The sequence below is a fragment of the Pseudomonas sp. PIC25 genome, assembly GCF_002286785.1.
Classification (GTDB): Bacteria; Pseudomonadota; Gammaproteobacteria; order Pseudomonadales; family Pseudomonadaceae; genus Pseudomonas_M.
Window position 1 is genome coordinate 61,041 of the sequence record NZ_MUJY01000117.1, and the last position, 18,744, is coordinate 79,784.

15 protein-coding genes are annotated in these 18,744 nt (G+C 64.1%); 13 read left to right on the plus strand and 2 right to left on the minus strand.

Annotated features, from left to right (window positions below):
• The first annotated feature begins 1 nt into the window (after position 1).
• Genes tssE through BZL41_RS28545 form a run of 12 tightly spaced genes read left to right on the plus strand, consistent with a single transcriptional unit; the run spans position 2 to position 14,275 of the window.
• Positions 2-517, plus strand: a complete 516-nt coding sequence (tssE, locus tag BZL41_RS13920; protein ID WP_095599846.1) for a type VI secretion system baseplate subunit TssE — start codon at positions 2-4, stop codon at positions 515-517.
• On the plus strand, positions 514-2,373 hold the full coding sequence (gene tssF / locus BZL41_RS13925) for a type VI secretion system baseplate subunit TssF (protein ID WP_095599847.1): 1,860 nt from the start codon (positions 514-516) through the stop codon (positions 2,371-2,373). The genes tssE and tssF overlap by 4 nt, the downstream gene beginning before the upstream one ends.
• Entirely contained in the window at positions 2,337-3,386 is a 1,050-nt protein-coding gene (tssG, locus tag BZL41_RS13930) for a type VI secretion system baseplate subunit TssG (protein WP_095599848.1), read from the plus strand. The genes tssF and tssG overlap by 37 nt, the downstream gene beginning before the upstream one ends.
• On the plus strand, positions 3,383-6,097 hold the full coding sequence (gene tssH / locus BZL41_RS13935) for a type VI secretion system ATPase TssH (RefSeq protein WP_095599849.1): 2,715 nt from the start codon (positions 3,383-3,385) through the stop codon (positions 6,095-6,097). The genes tssG and tssH overlap by 4 nt, the downstream gene beginning before the upstream one ends.
• Positions 6,098-6,114: 17 nt before the next feature.
• Complete coding sequence (locus BZL41_RS13940) at positions 6,115-8,364, plus strand: type VI secretion system Vgr family protein (protein ID WP_095599850.1); 2,250 nt, start codon at positions 6,115-6,117, stop codon at positions 8,362-8,364.
• Between the two features lie 11 nt (positions 8,365-8,375).
• Positions 8,376-8,822 (plus strand): DUF6484 domain-containing protein, encoded by a 447-nt coding sequence (locus tag BZL41_RS13945; RefSeq protein WP_095599851.1) that lies wholly within the window; start codon positions 8,376-8,378, stop codon positions 8,820-8,822.
• A gap of 12 nt (positions 8,823-8,834) precedes the next feature.
• Positions 8,835-9,947 (plus strand): DUF2169 domain-containing protein, encoded by a 1,113-nt coding sequence (locus BZL41_RS13950; protein ID WP_095599852.1) that lies wholly within the window; start codon positions 8,835-8,837, stop codon positions 9,945-9,947.
• Positions 9,944-10,981 (plus strand): 3-oxoacyl-ACP synthase, encoded by a 1,038-nt coding sequence (locus BZL41_RS13955; protein WP_095599853.1) that lies wholly within the window; start codon positions 9,944-9,946, stop codon positions 10,979-10,981. Before BZL41_RS13950 ends, BZL41_RS13955 begins: the two co-directional genes overlap by 4 nt.
• The gene (locus BZL41_RS13960; RefSeq protein WP_095599854.1) at positions 10,982-11,929 is read left to right on the plus strand and encodes a DUF4150 domain-containing protein; all 948 of its coding nucleotides are present in this window, start codon (positions 10,982-10,984) and stop codon (positions 11,927-11,929) included.
• Positions 11,930-11,939: 10 nt separating this feature from the next.
• On the plus strand, positions 11,940-12,854 hold the full coding sequence (locus BZL41_RS13965; RefSeq protein WP_095599855.1) for a hypothetical protein: 915 nt from the start codon (positions 11,940-11,942) through the stop codon (positions 12,852-12,854).
• 6 nt (positions 12,855-12,860) lie between these two features.
• Entirely contained in the window at positions 12,861-14,105 is a 1,245-nt protein-coding gene (locus tag BZL41_RS13970) for a TIGR02270 family protein (protein WP_095599856.1), read from the plus strand.
• Positions 14,105-14,275, plus strand: coding sequence for a hypothetical protein (locus BZL41_RS28545; protein ID WP_168191002.1), 171 nt, complete (start codon positions 14,105-14,107; stop codon positions 14,273-14,275). The genes BZL41_RS13970 and BZL41_RS28545 overlap by 1 nt, the downstream gene beginning before the upstream one ends.
• 236 nt (positions 14,276-14,511) lie before the next feature.
• Here the strand turns inward: BZL41_RS28545 and BZL41_RS13975 are convergent, their stop codons facing one another.
• Positions 14,512-14,985, minus strand: coding sequence for a hypothetical protein (locus BZL41_RS13975; protein WP_095599857.1), 474 nt, complete (start codon positions 14,983-14,985; stop codon positions 14,512-14,514).
• 382 nt (positions 14,986-15,367) lie between these two features.
• On the opposite strand from BZL41_RS13975, the gene BZL41_RS13980 reads away from it, so the two are divergent.
• A complete protein-coding gene (locus BZL41_RS13980; protein WP_095599858.1) occupies positions 15,368-17,542 on the plus strand; it encodes a M14 family zinc carboxypeptidase in 2,175 nt (724 codons plus the stop codon).
• A gap of 172 nt (positions 17,543-17,714) precedes the next feature.
• On the opposite strand, the gene BZL41_RS13985 is transcribed toward BZL41_RS13980, so the two are convergent.
• Entirely contained in the window at positions 17,715-18,209 is a 495-nt protein-coding gene (locus BZL41_RS13985) for a BRO family protein (protein ID WP_095599859.1), read from the minus strand.
• Positions 18,210-18,744 lie beyond the last annotated feature (535 nt).

Genomic DNA, 18,744 nt, shown 5'->3' on the forward strand with positions numbered 1-18,744 from the left:
GATGGCCGAACTGACGCCCCAGGAACGCCTGCAGCCGTCCTTGCTGGATCGTCTGACCGACGAAGAGCCCGGCAACCCGCGGGAAGGCGCCGACCGCCGGATCATGTCGCTGAACCAGCTCAAGGCATCGGTGCTGCGCGACCTGGCCTGGCTGTTCAACACCACCGCCCTGTTCGATCCGGACACCGGCACGCAGATTCCCGCCGGCAGCTCGGTGCTCAACTACGGCCTGCCGGCGCTGGCCGGCCATACCGCGTCGAGTGTGGATGTCCATGCGGTGGAAGAACTCCTCGCCGAGGCCATCGCCGCTTATGAGCCGCGCATCCTGCGCAGCTCCCTGAAAGTCCGTGCGCAACTGCGACCCGAAGAAATGGACCACAACGCCCTGAGCTTCGAGATCGAGGGTGACCTCTGGGCCGAGCCGGTCCCCCTGCGCATGCTGCTCACCACCAACCTGGACCTCGAGACCGGCCACGTGCGCGTGATGCCGGCCGAACAGCAGCGGAGGCCGCGATGAACCCTCGCCTGCTCGATTACTACAACCAGGAACTGCTGCACATCCGCGAAAGCGCGGCGGAGTTCGCCAGCGAATACCCGAAGATCGCCAGCCGCCTGAGCCTGTCCGGTATCGACTGCGCCGACCCCTATGTCGAGCGCCTGCTGGAGGGCTTCGCCTACCTGACCGCACGGGTGCAGCTGAAGCTGGATGCGGAATACCCGACCTTCACCCATAACCTGCTGGAAATCGCCTACCCGCACTACCTGGCGCCCACCCCGTCGATGGTGATGGTGCAACTCCAGGCCGACCCCAACGAGGGCTCGCTGACCGGCGGCTTCACCGTCAAGCGTGACTCGGCGCTGCGAGGGCTGCTCGGTCACGAAGAGCAGACCGCCTGCGAGTACCGCACGGCCCACCCGGTCACGCTCTGGCCCCTGGAGGTTGCCCGTGTCGAATATTTCGGCACCCCGGCAGCGACCCTCGGGCGCCTGGCCGCCAGTGAGCCCCGCGCCAAGGCCGGCCTGCGCCTGCGCCTGCGTACCGGCGCCGGACTGCCCTTCAACAGCCTGGGCCTGGATAGCTTGCCGTTCTACCTGCACGGCGCCGACGAACAACCCTTCCGCCTTTACGAGCAACTGTTCGGCAAGGCATGCGCGCTGTTCGTGAAGAGCCCGCAGGATGACTGGGTGGAGCGCCTGCCGCTGAAAGCGCTGCGCCCGCGCGGATTGGATGACGAAGATGCTTTGCTGCCGGTGGTGCCGCGAGCCTTCCAGGGCTATCGACTGTTGCAGGAATACTTCGCCCTGCCCCATCGCTACCTGTTCGCCGAGTTCACCGGCTTGGGTCCGGCCGTCCGCCGCTGTGCCGGCCAGGAGTTGGAACTGATCGTCCTGTTCGAGCAACTGGACCCAACCCTGGAAGGTACGCTGGGCGTCGAGCAATTCGTGCTCTTCTGCACGCCGGCGATCAACCTGTTCCCTCGGCGCGCGGACCGCATCCACCTGTCCGAACGGGTACACGAACATCACGTGATCGCCGACCGTACCCGCCCGCTGGATTTCGAAATCCACTCGCTGCAACAGGTCATCGGCTACGGCAGCGGCCCGGAGCAACCGTTCCAACCGTTCTATGCCGTGCGCGACCCGGCCCGCTACGGTCGCGAGCAGGCCTACTACATCGTCCGCCGTGAGCCACGCCGGCTGTCCAGCCAGCGGCGGCGGCGCGGGCCGCGCGCCAGCTACGTCGGCAGCGAGACGTTCGTCTCCCTGGTGGACGCCAACCAGGCGCCCTATCGCCACGATCTGCGCCAACTGGGCGTCAAGGCGTTGTGCACCAACCGCGACCTGCCGCTGCTGATGCCGGTGGGCACGGCGAAAAGCGATTTCACCCTGGAAGACAGTGCCCCCGTGCTGGCCGTGCGCTGCCTGGCCGGACCGAGCCGGCCGCGCGCCAGCCGTGCCCACGACGCCAGCGCCTGGCGGCTGATCAGCCAGCTCTCGCTGAACTACCTGTCGCTGACCGAGCACGGACAAGGGGCAGCGGCCCTGCGGGAGTTGCTGCGCCTGTACGGCGACCCCGGCGACCCGGCCATTCAATTGCAGATCGAGGGGCTGCGCGAGGTACGCAGCCGGCCCTGCACCCGGCGCCTGCCGATGCCGGGCCCGATCGTCTTCGGCCGTGGCCTGGAAATCAGCCTGGAATTCGACGAAAACGCCTTCCGCGGTACCGGGGTCTTCCTCCTCGGCAGCGTGTTCGAGCGTTTCCTGACCCGTTATGTGTCGATCAACAGCTTTACCGAAACGGTGCTGCGCACCACGGAACGAGGCGAGGTGATGCGATGGCCGGCGAACCCCGGACGCCGTCCGAACCTTTGAACACGCTCGCCGAGATGGCGGCCGAGCCCTGGAGCTACGACTTCTTCCAGGCGCTGCGGCGCATCGAGTGCGAGTTACCGGAACGCCCGCGCATCGGCCACTCGGTACGCCTGGGCGAGGACCCGCTACGCCTCGGCCAACGCCCGGACTGTGGCTTCGCCCCTTCGACCCTGGCCGCCGTGGAGCCCGGAACCGACGGCCGCCCGCCGCGCCTCGAACAGTTCTTCTTCGGTCTGACCGGACCGAACGGCCCGCTGCCCCTGCACCTCACCGAATATGCCCGGGAACGTGCGCGGCACCACAGCGATCCGACCTTCAAGCGCTTCCTGGATGTGTTCAACCACCGCCTGCTCACCCTCTTCTACCGCGCCTGGGCCGAGTCGCGGCCGACGGTCAGCCACGACCGCCCGGACGACGACTACTGGGCCGCGCGCCTGGGTGCGCTATCCGGTCGCGGCATGGAAAGCCTGCTCGGCCAGGGGCCGATCTCCGACAGCGCGCGCTACCACTACACCGGCCATCTGGCAGCGCAGACCCGCTACCCGGACGGGCTCAGCGCCATTCTCTCCACCTATTTCGAGCTGCCGGTGAGCATCGAGGAGTACATCGGACAGTGGCTGGAACTCCCCGAGTGCAGCCGGCTCGGCCACAGCGCCAGTTCGCTCGGCGAAGACCTTTGCCTGGGCAGCCACGTCTGGGACCGGCAGCACAAATTCCGCATTCGCCTGGGCCCGCTGGATCTCTCCCATTACCAGCGCCTGCTGCCCGACGGCGAGCTGTTCGGCGAACTCGCCGCCTGGGTCGCGGAATACCAGGGCGAAGAGCTGGACTGGGAAGTGAACCTGGTCCTGCGCCAGGAAGACGTGCCGCCCATCAACCTCGACGGCGGCGACCGGCTCGGCTTCAACACCTGGCTGGGCACACCGGAAACGGACCCCGCGGACCTCTCGCTAGGTCGCCATTACGCCTTGGAAAGCCCCTCCACCCCACGGACCGAGGAGACAACAACATGAGCGAAATCAGCCGCGCCGCGCTGTTCGGTAAATTGAACAGCCTCGCCTACAAAGCCATCGAAGCCGCCACGGTGTTCTGCAAGCTGCGGGGCAACCCCTACGTCGAACTGGTCCACTGGCTCCACCAGATTCTCCAGTTGCCGGATTCCGACCTGCATCAGTTGATCCGCCAGTTCAACGTGGAGCCGGCCCGGCTGGCCAAGGACATGAGCGATGCGCTGGACCGCCTGCCGCGCGGCTCCACCTCGATCACCGACCTCTCCTCCCACGTCGAGGAAGCGGTGGAGCGCGGCTGGGTCTACGGCAGCCTGATGTTCGGCGAAAGTCAGGTGCGCACCGGCTATCTGATTGTCGGCATCCTCAAGACACCGAGCCTGCGCCATGCCCTGCTGGCGATTTCCCGCGAGTTCGACAAGTTCAAGGTGGAGACGCTAACCGAGCGCTTCGATGAATACGTGGGCAACTCGCCGGAGAACGGTCTGTCCGCCACCGACGGTTTCAATGCCGCCGCGCCCGGCGAAACCAGCGGCGCCATGGCACCCAGCGCCCTGGGCAAGCAGGAAGCGCTCAAGCGCTTCACCGTCGACCTCACCGAACAGGCCCGCAACGGCAAGCTCGACCCCATCGTCGGCCGCGACGAGGAAATCCGCCAACTGGTGGACATCCTCATGCGTCGCCGGCAGAACAACCCGATCCTCACTGGCGAAGCCGGGGTGGGCAAGACGGCGGTGGTGGAAGGCTTCGCCCTGCGCATCGTCGCCGGCGACGTGCCGCCTGCCCTCAAGGATGTGGAGCTGCGCAGCCTGGACGTTGGCCTGCTGCAGGCCGGCGCGAGCATGAAGGGTGAGTTCGAACAGCGCCTGCGCCAAGTAATAGAAGACGTCCAAAGTTCGCCCAAGCCGATCATTCTGTTCATCGATGAAGCCCACACTCTGGTCGGCGCCGGCGGCGCGGCGGGTACCGGCGATGCGGCCAACCTGCTCAAGCCGGCCCTGGCCCGCGGTACCCTACGCACCGTGGCGGCCACCACTTGGGCGGAATACAAGAAGCACATCGAGAAGGACCCGGCCCTGACCCGGCGCTTCCAGGTCGTCCAGGTGGACGAGCCGTCCGAGCAGAAGGCGATCCTGATGATGCGCGGCGTCGCCTCCACCATGGAGCAGCACCACAAGGTACAGATCCTCGATGAGGCGCTGGAGGCGGCGGTGAAGCTGTCCCACCGCTACATCCCGGCGCGGCAGTTGCCGGACAAGTCGGTCAGCCTGCTGGACACCGCCTGCGCGCGGGTCGCCATCAGTCTGCATGCGGTGCCCGCCGAGGTGGACGACAGCCGTCGGCGCATCGAAGCGCTGACCACCGAGCTGGCGATCATCGAGCGCGAGCAGGCCATCGGCATCGATATCCGCAGCCGCCGCGCCGACGCCGAAGCGGCGCTGGCCACCGAACGCGAGCGTCTGACCGCGCTGGAGGCCCGTTGGAGCGAAGAGAAGGCACTGGTGGACGAGCTGCTCGCCGTGCGCGCCCAGTTGCGTGGCGCGGCAGAAGCGGTCGACGACACCGGCTCGGCTCCGGACGCACCGGCCGGCCGCCTCGACGATGCCGAGCGCCAGGCTCTGCGCGACAGACTCGGCGAATTGCAGGAGCGCTTGAGCACGCTACAGGGCGAGTCGCCGTTGATCCTGCCTAGTGTGGACTACCAGGCCGTGGCCTCGGTGGTGGCCGACTGGACCGGTATCCCGGTCGGCCGCATGGCACGCAACGAGATCGAGACCGTCCTGAACCTGGACCAGCAACTGAAGAAGCGCATCATCGGTCAGGACCATGCCCTGGAGATGATCGCCAAGCGCATCCAGACCTCCCGTGCCGGCCTCGACAACCCGAGCAAGCCGATCGGCGTCTTCCTCCTCGCCGGCACCTCCGGCGTCGGCAAGACGGAAACCGCCCTGGCCCTGGCCGAAGCCCTGTACGGCGGTGAGCAGAACGTCATCACTATCAACATGAGCGAGTTCCAGGAAGCGCACACCGTCTCCACCCTCAAGGGCGCCCCGCCCGGCTACGTGGGCTACGGCGAAGGCGGTGTGCTGACCGAGGCCGTGCGGCGCAAGCCCTACAGCGTGGTGCTGCTCGACGAGGTGGAGAAAGCCCACCCGGACGTCCACGAGATTTTCTTCCAGGTGTTCGACAAGGGCATGATGGAAGACGGCGAAGGCCGCCTGATCGACTTCAAGAACACTCTCATCCTGCTCACCACCAACGCCGGCACCGAGCTGATTTCCAACCTGTGCAGCGACCCGGAACTGATGCCCGACCCGGAAGGCATCGCCAAGGCCCTGCGCGAACCGCTGCTCAAGGTCTTTCCGGCCGCCCTGCTCGGCCGCCTGGTGACCATCCCCTACTACCCGTTGAGCGATGAAATGCTGAAGAGCATCACACGCTTGCAACTCGACCGGATCAAACGCCGTGTCGAAGCCGGCCACAAGGTGCCGTTCGACTACGATCCGGAGGTGGTGGATCTGATCGTTTCGCGTTGCACCGAGACCGAAAGCGGCGGCCGGATGATCGACGCCATCCTCACCAACACGCTGCTGCCCGACCTGAGCCGGGAGTTCCTCACCCGGATGCTGGAGGGCCGGCCGCTGGCCGGGGTGCATATCAGCGGCCGCGACAACGCGCTGCACTACGATTTCGAACGCGGGGCGGCTAGCGCCTGAGCGAGGCCGGACTATCGATGGCGATTACACAGAACACGCGACTGGTACAGGTCACCAGCCCCCTCGGGGAGAACGTGCTGGCCCTGCAGAGCCTGGATGGCAGCGAAGAACTCGGACGAATCTTCCAGTACGAACTGGAGCTGATTTCCGAGGACCCGTCCGTCAAGTTCGACCAGCTGCTGGGCAAGCCCATGACCCTGACGCTGGAGCTGCACGATGGCGGCAAACGCTATTTCCACGGCATCGTCAGCCGTTGCAGCCAGGGCGCCGGCAACGGCCAGTTCGCAGGCTACCATGTCAGCCTACGGCCCTGGTTGTGGCTGCTCAGCCGCACCTCCGATTGCCGGATTTTCCAGAACCGCACCGTGCCGGACATCATCAAGCAGGTGTTCCGCGACCTCGGTTTCTCCGACTTCGAGGACTCGTTGAGCCAGACCTACCGCGAGTGGGAATACTGCGTACAGTACCGCGAGACCAGCTTCGACTTCGTCAGCCGGCTGATGGAGCAGGAAGGCATCTACTACTACTTCCGCCACGAGAAAAGCCGTCACGTGCTGGTACTGGCCGACGCCTACGGCGCGCATTCGACGGTGAGCAACTACGCCAGCGTGCCCTACTACCCACCGACCGACGAGCAGCGCGAACGCGACCACTTCTTCGACTGGCGCCTGGCCCGCGAAGTCCAATCCGGCTCCCTTGCGCTCAACGACTACGACTTCCAGCGACCCGGCGCGCGCCTGGAGGTCCGCTCCAGCGTGTCGCGCAGCCACGCCCACGGCGACTACCCGCTCTACGACTACCCGGGCGAGTACGTGCAAAGCAAGGACGGCGAGCACTATGCCCGTACCCGCATCGAAGCCATCCAGGCGCAGTTCGAGCGCGTGCAACTGCGCGGCAAGGCACGCGGCCTGGGCTCCGGCCACCTGTTCAAACTGACCAACTATCCCCGCGACGACCAGAACCGCGAATACCTGGTGGTGGGAGCGCGCTACCGCATTACCCAGGAAAGCTACGAGTCGGGCCGTATGGAAGGCATGCTGCAGTACGAGAGCGACCTCGATTGCATGGACGCCAGCCAGACCTTTCGCCCCCTGCCGCTTACCCCACTGCCCATCGTCCAGGGGCCGCAGACCGCCTTGGTGGTGGGCCCCAGCGGCGAAGAAATCTGGACCGACCAGTACGGCCGGGTGAAAGTGCATTTCTATTGGGATCGCCACGACCAATCCAACGAGAACAGCTCCTGCTGGATGCGCGTGTCCCAGGCCTGGGCCGGCAAGAATTGGGGCGCGATCCAGATTCCACGGATCGGCCAGGAAGTCATCGTCAGCTTCCTCGAAGGCGACCCCGACCGGCCGATCATCACCGGCCGGGTCTACAACGCCGAGCAAACCGTACCCTACGACCTGCCGGCCAACGCCACCCAGAGCGGCGTGAAGAGCCGCTCCAGCAAGGGCGGCACGCCGGCGAACTTCAACGAAATCCGCATGGAAGACAAGAAAGGCGCAGAGCAGCTCTTCATCCACGCGGAGAAGAACCAGGACATCGAGGTCGAGAACGACGAGACCCACTGGGTCGGCCACGACCGCAGCAAGACCATCGACAACGACGAGACCGTCCTCGTCCAGCATGACCGCACCGAGACGGTGGGTAACAACGAAACCATCACCATCGGCGTAAACCGCACCGAGAGCGTCGGCAACAACGAGACCATCACCATTGGGGTGAACCGCACGGAAGTCGTCGGCAGCAACGAAACCATCACCATCGGCAGCAACCGCACGATCACCGTCGGCGCCAACGAGACCGCCGCCGTGGCCCTGCAACGCACCCATGCGGTGGGCCTCAACGAGACGATCACCGTCGGCGCCGCCCAGGAAATCGCCATCGGTGCCTACCAGACCGTCAACGTGGGCGCCAACCAGGACATCAACGTGGGCCGCAACCAGTCGACCAACGTGGGCTCCAACCGCTCGGTGGATGTCGGCTCCAATCTGTCGACCACGGTGAAATCGAACGAATCGCGCAAGGTCGACGGAGGACGCACCACCGGCATCGACAAGGACGACTCCCTGAAGGTGGGCAAGAACCTGGTCATCGACGCCGGCGACTCGATCACCATCAAGACGGGCAGCGCCAGCATCACGATGAAGAAGGACGGCACCATTCAGATCAAGGGTAAGGACATCACCATCGATGGCTCCGGCGCGATCAACGTCAAGGCCAACAAGAACGTGGTGATCAAGGGACGGAAGATCCTGCAGAACTAGGAGTGACAGGCATGACGGTTCAATACGCGCTACCCAGCCAGGCCCGCATCGACGGTGTGGTCATCGGCGTTCTACTCGACCTGCCGCAGGCCGGTACACCCGTGGTGACCTACCCTGGCTGCTCCGAGCAGCAAGGCACCTCCGCCCGCACCACCGCCCTGCTGGCCCCCCAGGACATCGGCACCCAGGTGGCATTGATGTTCGAAGACGGCGACCCGGCCCGCCCTCTGGTGATCGGCCGCCTGCTCGGCCAGGCCGTCACCCCCGCTCCGGTCGCCCAAGTGCAACTGGACGACCAGCGCCTGGAGCTGCATGCCGAACGCGAGATCGTCCTGCGATGCGGCAAGGCCAGCATCACCCTCACCCGCGAAGGCAAGGTGCTGATCCGCGGCGCCTATCTGTCGAGCCGATCGTCCGGTGCGAATCGCATCAAGGGTGGTTCGGTGCAGATCAACTGAGGCCGCGCGCGAATGGAATTGCTCAACGCCACACGCCTCGCTGCCGCCTACACCCAGGGCCTCGCCCCGGACGGACGCGAATCCCTGGTGGTGGTCGCCAAAGGCACCTTCGACATGCCGCTGGATGGCAGCGAGGCACGCCTCGCCGAGCGGCAACGTCCTCTGCTGATGGCCGACACCTTCTTCGGCGAACCGGGCCTGTCCGCACCGCACCAGGAAATGGACTTCGCCCCGATCAAGCCTTTCTGCGACGTGCTCGTGCTGGGCAAGGCCCACGCTCCTGACGGCCGCCCGGCCACGCGGGTTACCGCCGGCATTCGCGTCGGCAAGGTCAGCAAGGCGTTTGCGGTGGTCGGTCCGCGTCACTGGGAGCATGCACTGCTCGGCATCGGCCCGAGCCTGCCGCAGCCTTTCACCGAACTGGAGATTTCCTACGCCCAGGCCTTCGGTGGCAATCACCCCATGGAAAACGAACCGGAGATGCGCCACTGCTACCTGGACAACCCGGGCGGATGCGGCTGGTATCCCCGTGCGATTGCCGCCGCCAATATCGTCGGCATGCCGCTGCCCAGCACCGAAGCGCTGAACCAGCCCATCGAGAGCCCCAGCGGTGACTATCGCCCCATGGCCCTTGGCCCCATCGGCCGTAGCTGGCCGCAACGCGCCGCCTTCGCCGGCACCTACGACGACGCCTGGCTCGCCGACTGCTTTCCCTTCCTGCCGCCCGACTTCGACAACCGCTACTTCCAGGCCGCTCCGGCCGACCAGCAGACCGATCACCTCAAGGGCGGCGAGGATGTGCTGCTGCTCAACCTCACACCGCAGGAACGCGCTGGCTTCAAGGTGCCGACCATGCAGGTGCCAGTGACCTTCTTCCTGAAAAAAGGCGGCCACGAGACCGTGCAGGCGGTGATCGATACCCTGGCCATCGACACCGACAGCCGCACCGTCGAAGTCACCTGGCGCACCAGTCGCCCCCTCAAACGCAACATGTTCGAGATCGCCCAGGTGCTGGTGGGGACCATGTCCACCGCCTGGTGGCGCGCTCGCGAGCTGGGTAAGGACTATTACCCCACGCTCTCCGCCTTGGTCCGCAGTCGCCAGACCGAGGAGGATGACCTATGAGCCAGGCCCTGAGCATCGTCTCCTCAGGCATGGTTAGCGCGGTCGGCCTCAGCGCACCGGCCAGTTGCGCAGCGATACGTTGCGCCTTGGACAACTTCCAGGAGACCCGTTTCATCGACCAGGCAGGGGAATGGCTAGTCGGCGCGCCCGTGATCCTACCTGAATCGTCTTCCGGGTATGCCCAACTGGTGGGAATGGCCAGCATGGCCATCGCCGAGTGCCTGTCCGGTCTGTCCGACGCTGACGTCCACGGTATTCCGCTGCTGCTCGGCGTGGCCGAGAGCGACCGGCCCGGTCGTCTGGAGCGCCTGGACGAGTCTTTGCTGCAGGCCATCGAGAAACGTCTCGGCCTACGCTTCCATGAGTGCTCTAGCGTGATCCCGCGGGGCCGGGTGAGCGCCGCAGTGGCGTTGCTCAACGCACGCAGGCTCATCGAACAGGGGTGCTCCAAGGTATTGATCGCAGGTGTCGACTCCTACCTCATGGCAGCGACGCTGGCGGCCTATCAGGAGCGAGACCGGCTTCTCAGCAGCCATTGCGTCAACGGTTTCATTCCTGGTGAAGGAGCTGCGGCGATACTGGTGACCGCCGCGTGGGCCAGTGAAGAGCCGCAACTGCTGTGCCTTGGGCTTGGTTTCGGAAGGGAAAAAGCTACCGTCGAAAGCGAGGGGCTGCCGTTCCGCGCGGAGGGTCTCACCCAGGCGGTGAAAGCGGCGTTCGATGACTGCGGCTTCGGCTTCGAGCATATCAACTATCGTCTCGCCGACCTGACCGGGGAGCAGTACTACTTCAAGGAAGCCGCGCTGGCCCTGAGCCGTACCCTACGGGTACGCAAGGAGCGCGTCGAGCTCTGGAGTCCTGCGGACTGCATCGGCGAGTGCGGAGCGATGACCGGACCCGCGCTGCTGTGCATTGCCCTGGCTGCCTCACGCAAAGGCTATGGCCACAGTGCGCAAGTACTCTGCCATTTGGGCAACGATGCGGGCGAGCGGGCAGCAATGGTGCTCGGCTACCAGCGAGTGAGTGCGATCTAGATGGCCAACGAGGTCTACGCCAATGGTCGAGAACTTTCCTGCAAGTCGGCGTCGGGGAAATCGATAGCCTCGTTTCCCGACGTCTGCTTCACCCCGCCGCAGGCACCGCCTACCCCCATGGGCGTACCGATCCCCTATCCGAATACCGGCATGTCGAAGGACACGACGCAGGGCAGTCGGACCGTCAAGATCAGCGGCAAGGAAGTGATGCTCAAGAACAAGAGCCACTTCAAGAAGAGCTATGGCGACGAGGCTGGGCGAGCGCCAAAGAAAGGCATTATCACCAGTACCAACACCGGGAAGGTCTATTTCATCTCTTGGTCGATGGACGTGAAGTTCGAAGGATTGAATGTCGTTCGCCATCTCGATCTGACCACCCACAACCACAACCCCTCTCCTGGCAACACGGCAACCTGGCCGCACACCTCGAAGATGAAGGCGGCCTTCAAGCCGGGCGGCAAGTGCGCCGGCATGGGGCACCTGCGCCTACAGCCCTATAGCAAGGCCTGTCCGAACACGGCGGGCGGAGCGGCGCAGACTGGCCATCACCTGATACCCGGCCGCTGCATGCGCGGCAAGACTGGTTACAGTCACTCGAAAGCCCCGGTGATCTGCGTGTCCCGCGGCAATCAGCACCAGGGTTCACACAAGCGCTGCCATGCGAAGTTCGATCCGGTCGAATTGGACCACTTCGACAAGGGCAAGCCGTTCAAATACGAAACCGCACGCAACGCCGCGGCCGCTTCGGCAGGAGGCGCGCTGAGCCCCCCGCGCGACCTGACGAAAAAAGAGAAGGAGTGCGTCGCCTTCCAGCTCGACCAGTACTACAAGGCCAAGCCGAAGAAAGGACCAGGCTGCACCAACACTTCGAACCTCCGCGCCTCGGGCGCGGCGGGCAAAGTCATACCACCCGCACGTTCCGCACCAGCACCCGCGGGTCGCCCATAGGATCTGAACCATGGCAAAGAGCGAAACCGCCCTCTACTTCACCAACATTATCGCGATCGGACCGGAGCAGGCGCTGCTCGCCGGGCATCTCTATCTGGAGGGCTCGGAGCCCAGCGTAACCCGGGTGATGATGATCGACCAGGACGACTGGTTCCATGTCTACGACATTCCCGAGGTGGTCTACAGCGCTCTACAAAGAGCACCTCTCAGCGGACAGCAGAAAGGTAATTACTGCTTCCTCGGGCGGGCCGGGCTACTACGCGAACATCCCTCCGGGCAGTCCAGCACCGACACCACATTGGACATCGACAATGTCTATCTGATGGACCTCTGCGAGGTGGATGGCGAACTTTATGCCTGCGGCACGCAGAACCAGGTATTGAGGCAAAGCAATGGTATTTGGCAGCGCATCGACCAAGGTCTCTATGTTCCGTTGGAGGACGAGGTCACGGCCTGCCTGAACGGCATTGACGGGTTCTCGCGTGACGACGTCTATGCCGTCGGCGATGGCGGTGCCATCTGGCACTGGGACGGCAAAGGCTGGCTCGCATCGGTGGCCCCCACCAACCTACCGTTTTACTGCGTGCACTGCGCCGCCGATGGGACGGTATACATCGGTGGGTCCGGCGGGATCCTACTGCGAGGCAGCGCGCAGACGGGATGGACAGATATCGGCGATCGCGACCTATGCGCCGAAGTGCTGGAAAACATGGTTGAGTTCGACGGCAAGCTCTACGTGACCGCAACCGACCAGTTGCTCGAGTACGACGGCATGCATCTACGCGAGACCAAGGTGCCACTGAAGGGCAAGAAGGCTTATTACGCCATCGATGCCAAGCCCGATGTGCTGTGGGTGGCTGGCGACGAATGCGTGCTCAGTTTCGACGGCGGCACGTGGCGGCGTCATATTTGTCCGGAGAATTGATCGGCGATGAGCCTTAGTACCGTCATCGACCAGCATATCGAGGAGGCCGGTTTTCTGGCTGGGCTGCGCGACCTTGCGGTGCACGCCCCGCACTATGACCTCGCGCACCTGCTCGATCTCGACACGCGCATCGAAGCTCACCTGGATGCATTACAGATAGGCGGGCTAAAAAGCCTGGACCTGATGCTGAAGGAACTGGAGCCGAGCGCCCAGGGCGAAATCTTCGCAGCCTCGGTGCTAGCATTCGAAACCGCCAATACCTCCGCCATGACTCGACTGGCCGAACATCTGCGTACTCACCCCGACGGCGCCAGCTTCATGTCCGCAGCTCTGGGTTGGCTGGAGTGGTCCCGAGTCGAGCCCTGGGTGGAGAAGCTACTGGGATCGCCGGAAGCGCTGTTTCGCCGTCTCGGCCTCGCTGCCTGCGGCATGCACCGGCACGATCCCGGGGCGGCGTTGCTGGCGGGGTTGTCCCATGCCGACTCCGGCGTGTTGGCCCGTGCGGCGCGCACGACCGGCGAGTTGCGGCGGCGCGACCTGATGGCTGCGATTCGTGCGCACCGCCTGCATGCCGACGAAAACGTACGCTTCTGGGCCAACTGGGCGACGGCGCAGATGGGTGACGAGGAAGCGCTGGAGCAACTTCGGCAGTTCGCCGAACGGCCGGGCGAGCACCAAGGCCGTGCCCTCAACGTGTTGCTCTGCTGGCAGAAGCGCGAGGCATCCATGGCCTGGTTGCGCACTCTCGCGCCGAATGTCGAGCAGCGCCGATTGGTGATCCAGGGCACCGGCCTGCTGGGCGACCCGGTGAGCGTTCCCTGGCTGATCCAGCAGATGGGCGACCTGCCCCATGCGCGGGTGGCTGGCGAAGCGTTCAGCCTGATTACCGGGGCCGATCTGGCCTTGCTGGACCTGGAGCTGGTCGATACCCCCGACTACGATGCCGGCCCCACGGACGACCCGCACGATCCCAACGTGGCCATGGACCCGGACCAGGACCTGCCCTGGCCCGACCCGCAGTTGGTACAGGCTTGGTGGCAGGCGAACCAAGGCAATTTCCAGGGGGGAACACCCTACCTGCTCGGCTCGCCGTTGAGCGAGCGACAATGCCTGCACGTACTGCGCAAGGGCCAGCAGCGCCAACGCATCGCAGCGGCCTGCGCGTTGGCGCGGTTCCGCCCGACCGAAGCGCTCTTCCCCACCAGCGCCCCGGCGAGACGGCAACAACGACTGTTGGCGGGGATGGGTTGATGTTCGAACCGAAGAACCTGTTTCCCCTGATCGCCCTATTCTTTGCCCTTGCGGCGGCGTGGCAACTACTGCGATCAGGAGGAGGCTGGCGGGATCCCGCGACCCGGACTTGGCTGCTGATGGCGGTGATCTTTGGCAGCGTGTCGCTAGTACTGCGTTATTTTCTTTGAGCTTGGTATGGACAAGCTTTCCTGCCAACGATGCTTACGGTACCCACCGTTTTCGTAGGAGCCCAGCTTGCTGGCGAAGCTTTTGTGTGACCGATTCGCGAGCAGAACTCGCTCCTACAAATGGCAATGTCCGGACCTCAGCGTGGGAGCGAATTCATTCGCGAAGCGGGTCTGTCGGTCATTCGCGAATGAATTCACTCCCACAGGCCCGCCCTGCTCCCCCACCTGCACCGTAGTCACTCACCGGCATACAACCATCCCCCGGCAAGAATCCGGCCATCTTTCACCGCGAACACCAGTTGGTCGTGCGCCCCTCGCCAGTGGTAGAGCCACAAGTCGCCCTCGGGTTGGCCCTGCCACTGCGTCTGTTCGAATGGGTAGCCGTAGTCCGGGCTCGTGGGCTGCAGAATCTGGTCCGGCTCTCCCAGCAAGGCGCTCATGCGGGTTGCGTCGTAGCCTCCCGACAGAATCCGCTTCAGCAGCTCCTGCATCGTCCGGTGTTTCTGCCCTTGCCATTGGTCCAGGTCGCGGTTCCAACTGCCGCCCGAGAAATGCCCCTGGCGGGCGCGCAAAGTGCGGAAGTCTTCGCCCAGGGTTTGGTCAGATTCACTGGCTTCGGGTGTCGACGGCCGCTCGGCGCCGGCTTGCGCACAGCCCACCAGGAACGTCAGCGCTAGTACGCCGCAGAGGAAATGCCAGTGTCTGGCCATGATTATTCCCGACAAATAAGAATGAACTTCCCAACGTTAACTTATTACCACACAAGTGCCAGCTTCAATTTTCGGAAGTTAAGCCGTAACCGATTCATCCTTCGACAAGTAACCGACAATTGACACGGTATCAATTTAAATACTGGCAATATGCCAAGTTTGACAGGTTGGTCAGGTACTCCTAAGTTCAGATTTCTCTTTCTGCTGCGGATGAACAACAACCAACAATAAACAGACGTAGTGGGTTGTTAAGGCCAAGTTGTAAGCAGATCGGGGCTTTTCATTTGCTGTGCAAAACCGGCGCGCCTCATGAGGGTGCAGCCATGCGAGGGCCTGCAGACGGGCCCGTCGCCAGGAATAACCTCAGCTACAAGGAATCGAAATGAAAGCCACAACGACCGCACTCCCCTTGATGGCTCTTTTGGCCATGTCGATCGCCAGTGCAAATCTTCAGGCGCAGCCTGACAAGGCTCGGGAAAACGCACTCCTGCTGGAACAGGAAAAAGCCGTCACCAATATCTACAAGGTGCACTTCCCCAACCAGAAGATCGCCCGCAAGGCCGCAATAAGCTTCCACGAACAATTGCTCGAATCGCATTACGAAGACGGCTATCTGGTCATGCAACTTGAGCCCGAGGAAATGAAGAAGCTGGAAGTCTTCGGCTTTACCTTCTCGCCGGCCACGGAGTTCATGCAGAAGCGCAACGACATCCTCGACCAGCTCCAGCAGCGTGCCCAACTGGCCGCGGCCGGCGATGCCACCATCGCCGCCAAGCCGGGCATCACCGGAATCCCCGGCTACAGCTGCTACGAAACCGTCGAAGAGACTTTCGCCGCCGCCGAAGCCATGGCGGCAGAGCACCCGGATCTGGCGGAGTGGATCGACGTCGGCGACTCCTGGGAGAAGAGCCAGGGCCTGGGCGGCTACGACATCAAGGTGCTCAAGCTGACCAACAAGGCCACCGGCGGCGACAAGCCGAAGCTGTTCGCCAACAGCGCGATCCATGCCCGCGAATACACCACCGCGCCCTTGAACCTCGCCTTCGCTCGCTGGCTCATCGACGGCTACGGCAAGAACGCCGATGCCACCTGGATTCTCGACCACCACGAAGTGCACCTGATGCTGCACACCAACCCGGACGGCCGCAAAAAGGCTGAATCCGGCCTCTCCTGGCGCAAGAACACCAATCAGAACTACTGCGGCGCCACCAGCAATACCCGTGGCGCGGACCTCAACCGCAACTTCACCTTCGGCTGGAACAGCACCAATGGCGAAGGCTCCAGCGGCGACGAGTGCAACCTGACCTACCGTGGCCCCAGCGCCGGTTCCGAGCCGGAAATCCAGGCCATCGAGAACTACGCGCGCAGCATCTGGCCGGACCGCCGCGGCCCGAACCGGGGCGATGCGGCCCCTGCCGACACCAGCGGTATCCACCTCGACATCCACAGCTACAGCCGCCTGGTGCTGTGGCCCTGGGGCGACACCACCGAGCCGGCACCCAATGCCACCGCACTACAGACCCTCGGGCGCAAGTTCGCCTTTTTCAACGGCTACAGCCCCGAACAGTCGGTCGGCCTCTACCCCACCGACGGCACCAGCGACGGCGTGAGCTATGGCGAGCTGGGCGTGGCGGCCTACACCTTCGAACTGGGCACGCAGTTCTTCCAGAGCTGCTCGACCTACGAGAAGACCATCAAGCCGGATAACCTGCCGGCGCTGATCTACGCCGCCAAAGTGGTGCGCACGCCCTACCTGACCCCCGCCGGGCCGGACGTGACCACCGTCGCGGTGAGCGCCGAGGGGCCGGTGGCAGCCGGCGAGACCGTCACCTTGACCGCCCAGGTCACCGACAGCCGCTTCAACAACAGCAACGGTACCGAACCGACCCAGAACATCGCCGCCGCCGAGTACTACATCGACAAGGCGCCCTGGGAAGACGGCGCCATGCCGGTGGCCATGGCTGCGCAGGACGGCAGCTTCGACGCCAAGACCGAGACGGTCGATGCCAGCATCGACACCACCGGGATGACCGAAGGCAAGCACCTCGTCTATGTGCGTAGCCGCGATGTCGACGGCAACTGGGGCGCGGTCTCCGCCGTGTTCCTCGAAGTCGGCGCCGGAGGCGGGCCTGTCGAATACTGCGCGGCAGGCAGCAGCAACGCCGACAGCGAGTGGATCGCCAATGTCAGCGTGGGCGGCCTGAGCAACAGTTCGGGCGCAAGCCGCTACTCCGACTTCACCAGCCAGACCGCCACCCTGCAACGCGGCACCAACGCCCTGCGCCTGACCCCGCAGTTCTCCGGGCGGGCCTACGGTGAATACTGGAAGGTATGGATCGACCTCAACCAGGACGGCGACTTCTCCGACCAGGGCGAGCAGGTGTTCAGCTCGGCGCGGGCGTCATCGACGGTCGTCACCGGTAACTTGGTGGTACCGGCCAGCGCCACCAAGGGCAAGACCCGGATGCGCGTGGCCATGCGTTACAACAACGCTCCTGCGGCCTGCGGGACCTTCAACTACGGCGAAGTGGAGGACTACAGCGTCACCATCCAGTGATACGGGCAGCCGTGGCGAGTATTCCTCGCCACGGCTCGACGTGGATGCCAGACCGTCCGTAGCCCGGATAAGCCTTGGCGCAATCCGGGGCCAAGGTTTGGTGATACGAGGCTATGCAATTGTCCAATCGCGAGCAGAGCTCGATCCTACAAGGCGAATTCATTCGTCCGCTTTAGCGCAACCAGCGCTTCAACAAACCGCCTCCGGCCTCCTCCATGGGCCGTGTCCCGAACCACGGCAGGCTGTCCAGCGGCACCCACAGCTTGCCTTGCCATTCCAGCAGGCTCACCCGCTGCGAGGCCCAGGTCATCTGGGTGCGGCGGGGCTGTTGGGTGTCGGCCGAGAAGGCATCGCGCAGAGCGGGAATCACCTCCACGTTGAGCCAACGGCGCAGGCTGCGGTTTTCCGGATGTGGGTATCGGCCGAGGGCCCGATAGGTACCGGATTCGTTGATGACCTGCGCGTCTTCTTCGCCGCCGCTGGCGTGAAGAAAACGCACGGTACGAATCTGATCGTCCTCCATCAGCCGGCTGATCCGCTGGGGATGACGATGGCCGATGAGGCGGCAGAAATCCTGGGCATCGAACCAGGGTTGGTTGTCGATCATCACGCCGCGCAGGGGGCGGTTGTAGCGAAGGAAGGTGTGAGGGGTGAGAGCGTCGTGCATGAAGGCTGTTCCTTTACCAACGTAGCCGAAGGATGTTGCCACCCATCGCTGTCAGTCGAAGGGTGGCAGACCGCGTGGGGTTGACAGACCGGCGGTAAAGGACCGGCAGACCACAAGGGTCTCCCCACGCGATCCACCATGACGCAATCAAATTGCGGGTGTGCTGATGCCTGCAAGAATGCTCGCCATTCTCGCATGCACCTTCTGGCGCAATCGCGCTTTACCGTTCAGGCTGTCAAACCCGGCCACGGGATTGACCGTGGCCGGCGCAGGATAGGTCGGGATGCGGGGAAGAACAAGCGGGAGCGCCGGGCGTTCGCGTTTTTTGGAGCCAGTCGAACCTCGATGCCGGAAACGCTTCCCGGATTGCGCCGGGGCTTATCCGGGCTACGGATACCACGTGTAAGGCGAATTTATTCGTCCGTCTTGGCTGCGCTGGGCGAATGAATTGGCTATGTCTGCGTTAGCTGTTGCAAGGGATAGAAGCCGAGCGATTCCTTCATGCAAATCAATGGGTTGAGCTCGTTTCCATAGC

Bases quoted from the DNA above. Each gene is read 5' to 3' on its own strand.
- tssE (WP_095599846.1), top strand. From the start codon at position 2: ATGGCCGAACTGACGCCCCAGGAACGCCTGCAGCCGTCCTTGCTGGAT.
- BZL41_RS13940 (WP_095599850.1), top strand. From the start codon at position 6,115: ATGGCGATTACACAGAACACGCGACTGGTACAGGTCACCAGCCCCCTC.
- tssG (WP_095599848.1), top strand. From the start codon at position 2,337: ATGGCCGGCGAACCCCGGACGCCGTCCGAACCTTTGAACACGCTCGCC.
- BZL41_RS13950 (WP_095599852.1), top strand. From the start codon at position 8,835: ATGGAATTGCTCAACGCCACACGCCTCGCTGCCGCCTACACCCAGGGC.
- BZL41_RS13980 (WP_095599858.1), top strand. From the start codon at position 15,368: ATGAAAGCCACAACGACCGCACTCCCCTTGATGGCTCTTTTGGCCATG.
- BZL41_RS13985 (WP_095599859.1), bottom strand. From the start codon at position 18,209: ATGCACGACGCTCTCACCCCTCACACCTTCCTTCGCTACAACCGCCCC.
- BZL41_RS13955 (WP_095599853.1), top strand. From the start codon at position 9,944: ATGAGCCAGGCCCTGAGCATCGTCTCCTCAGGCATGGTTAGCGCGGTC.
- tssF (WP_095599847.1), top strand. From the start codon at position 514: ATGAACCCTCGCCTGCTCGATTACTACAACCAGGAACTGCTGCACATC.
- tssH (WP_095599849.1), top strand. From the start codon at position 3,383: ATGAGCGAAATCAGCCGCGCCGCGCTGTTCGGTAAATTGAACAGCCTC.
- BZL41_RS13970 (WP_095599856.1), top strand. From the start codon at position 12,861: ATGAGCCTTAGTACCGTCATCGACCAGCATATCGAGGAGGCCGGTTTT.
- BZL41_RS13960 (WP_095599854.1), top strand. From the start codon at position 10,982: ATGGCCAACGAGGTCTACGCCAATGGTCGAGAACTTTCCTGCAAGTCG.
- BZL41_RS13975 (WP_095599857.1), bottom strand. From the start codon at position 14,985: ATGGCCAGACACTGGCATTTCCTCTGCGGCGTACTAGCGCTGACGTTC.
- BZL41_RS28545 (WP_168191002.1), top strand. From the start codon at position 14,105: ATGTTCGAACCGAAGAACCTGTTTCCCCTGATCGCCCTATTCTTTGCC.
- BZL41_RS13945 (WP_095599851.1), top strand. From the start codon at position 8,376: ATGACGGTTCAATACGCGCTACCCAGCCAGGCCCGCATCGACGGTGTG.
- BZL41_RS13965 (WP_095599855.1), top strand. From the start codon at position 11,940: ATGGCAAAGAGCGAAACCGCCCTCTACTTCACCAACATTATCGCGATC.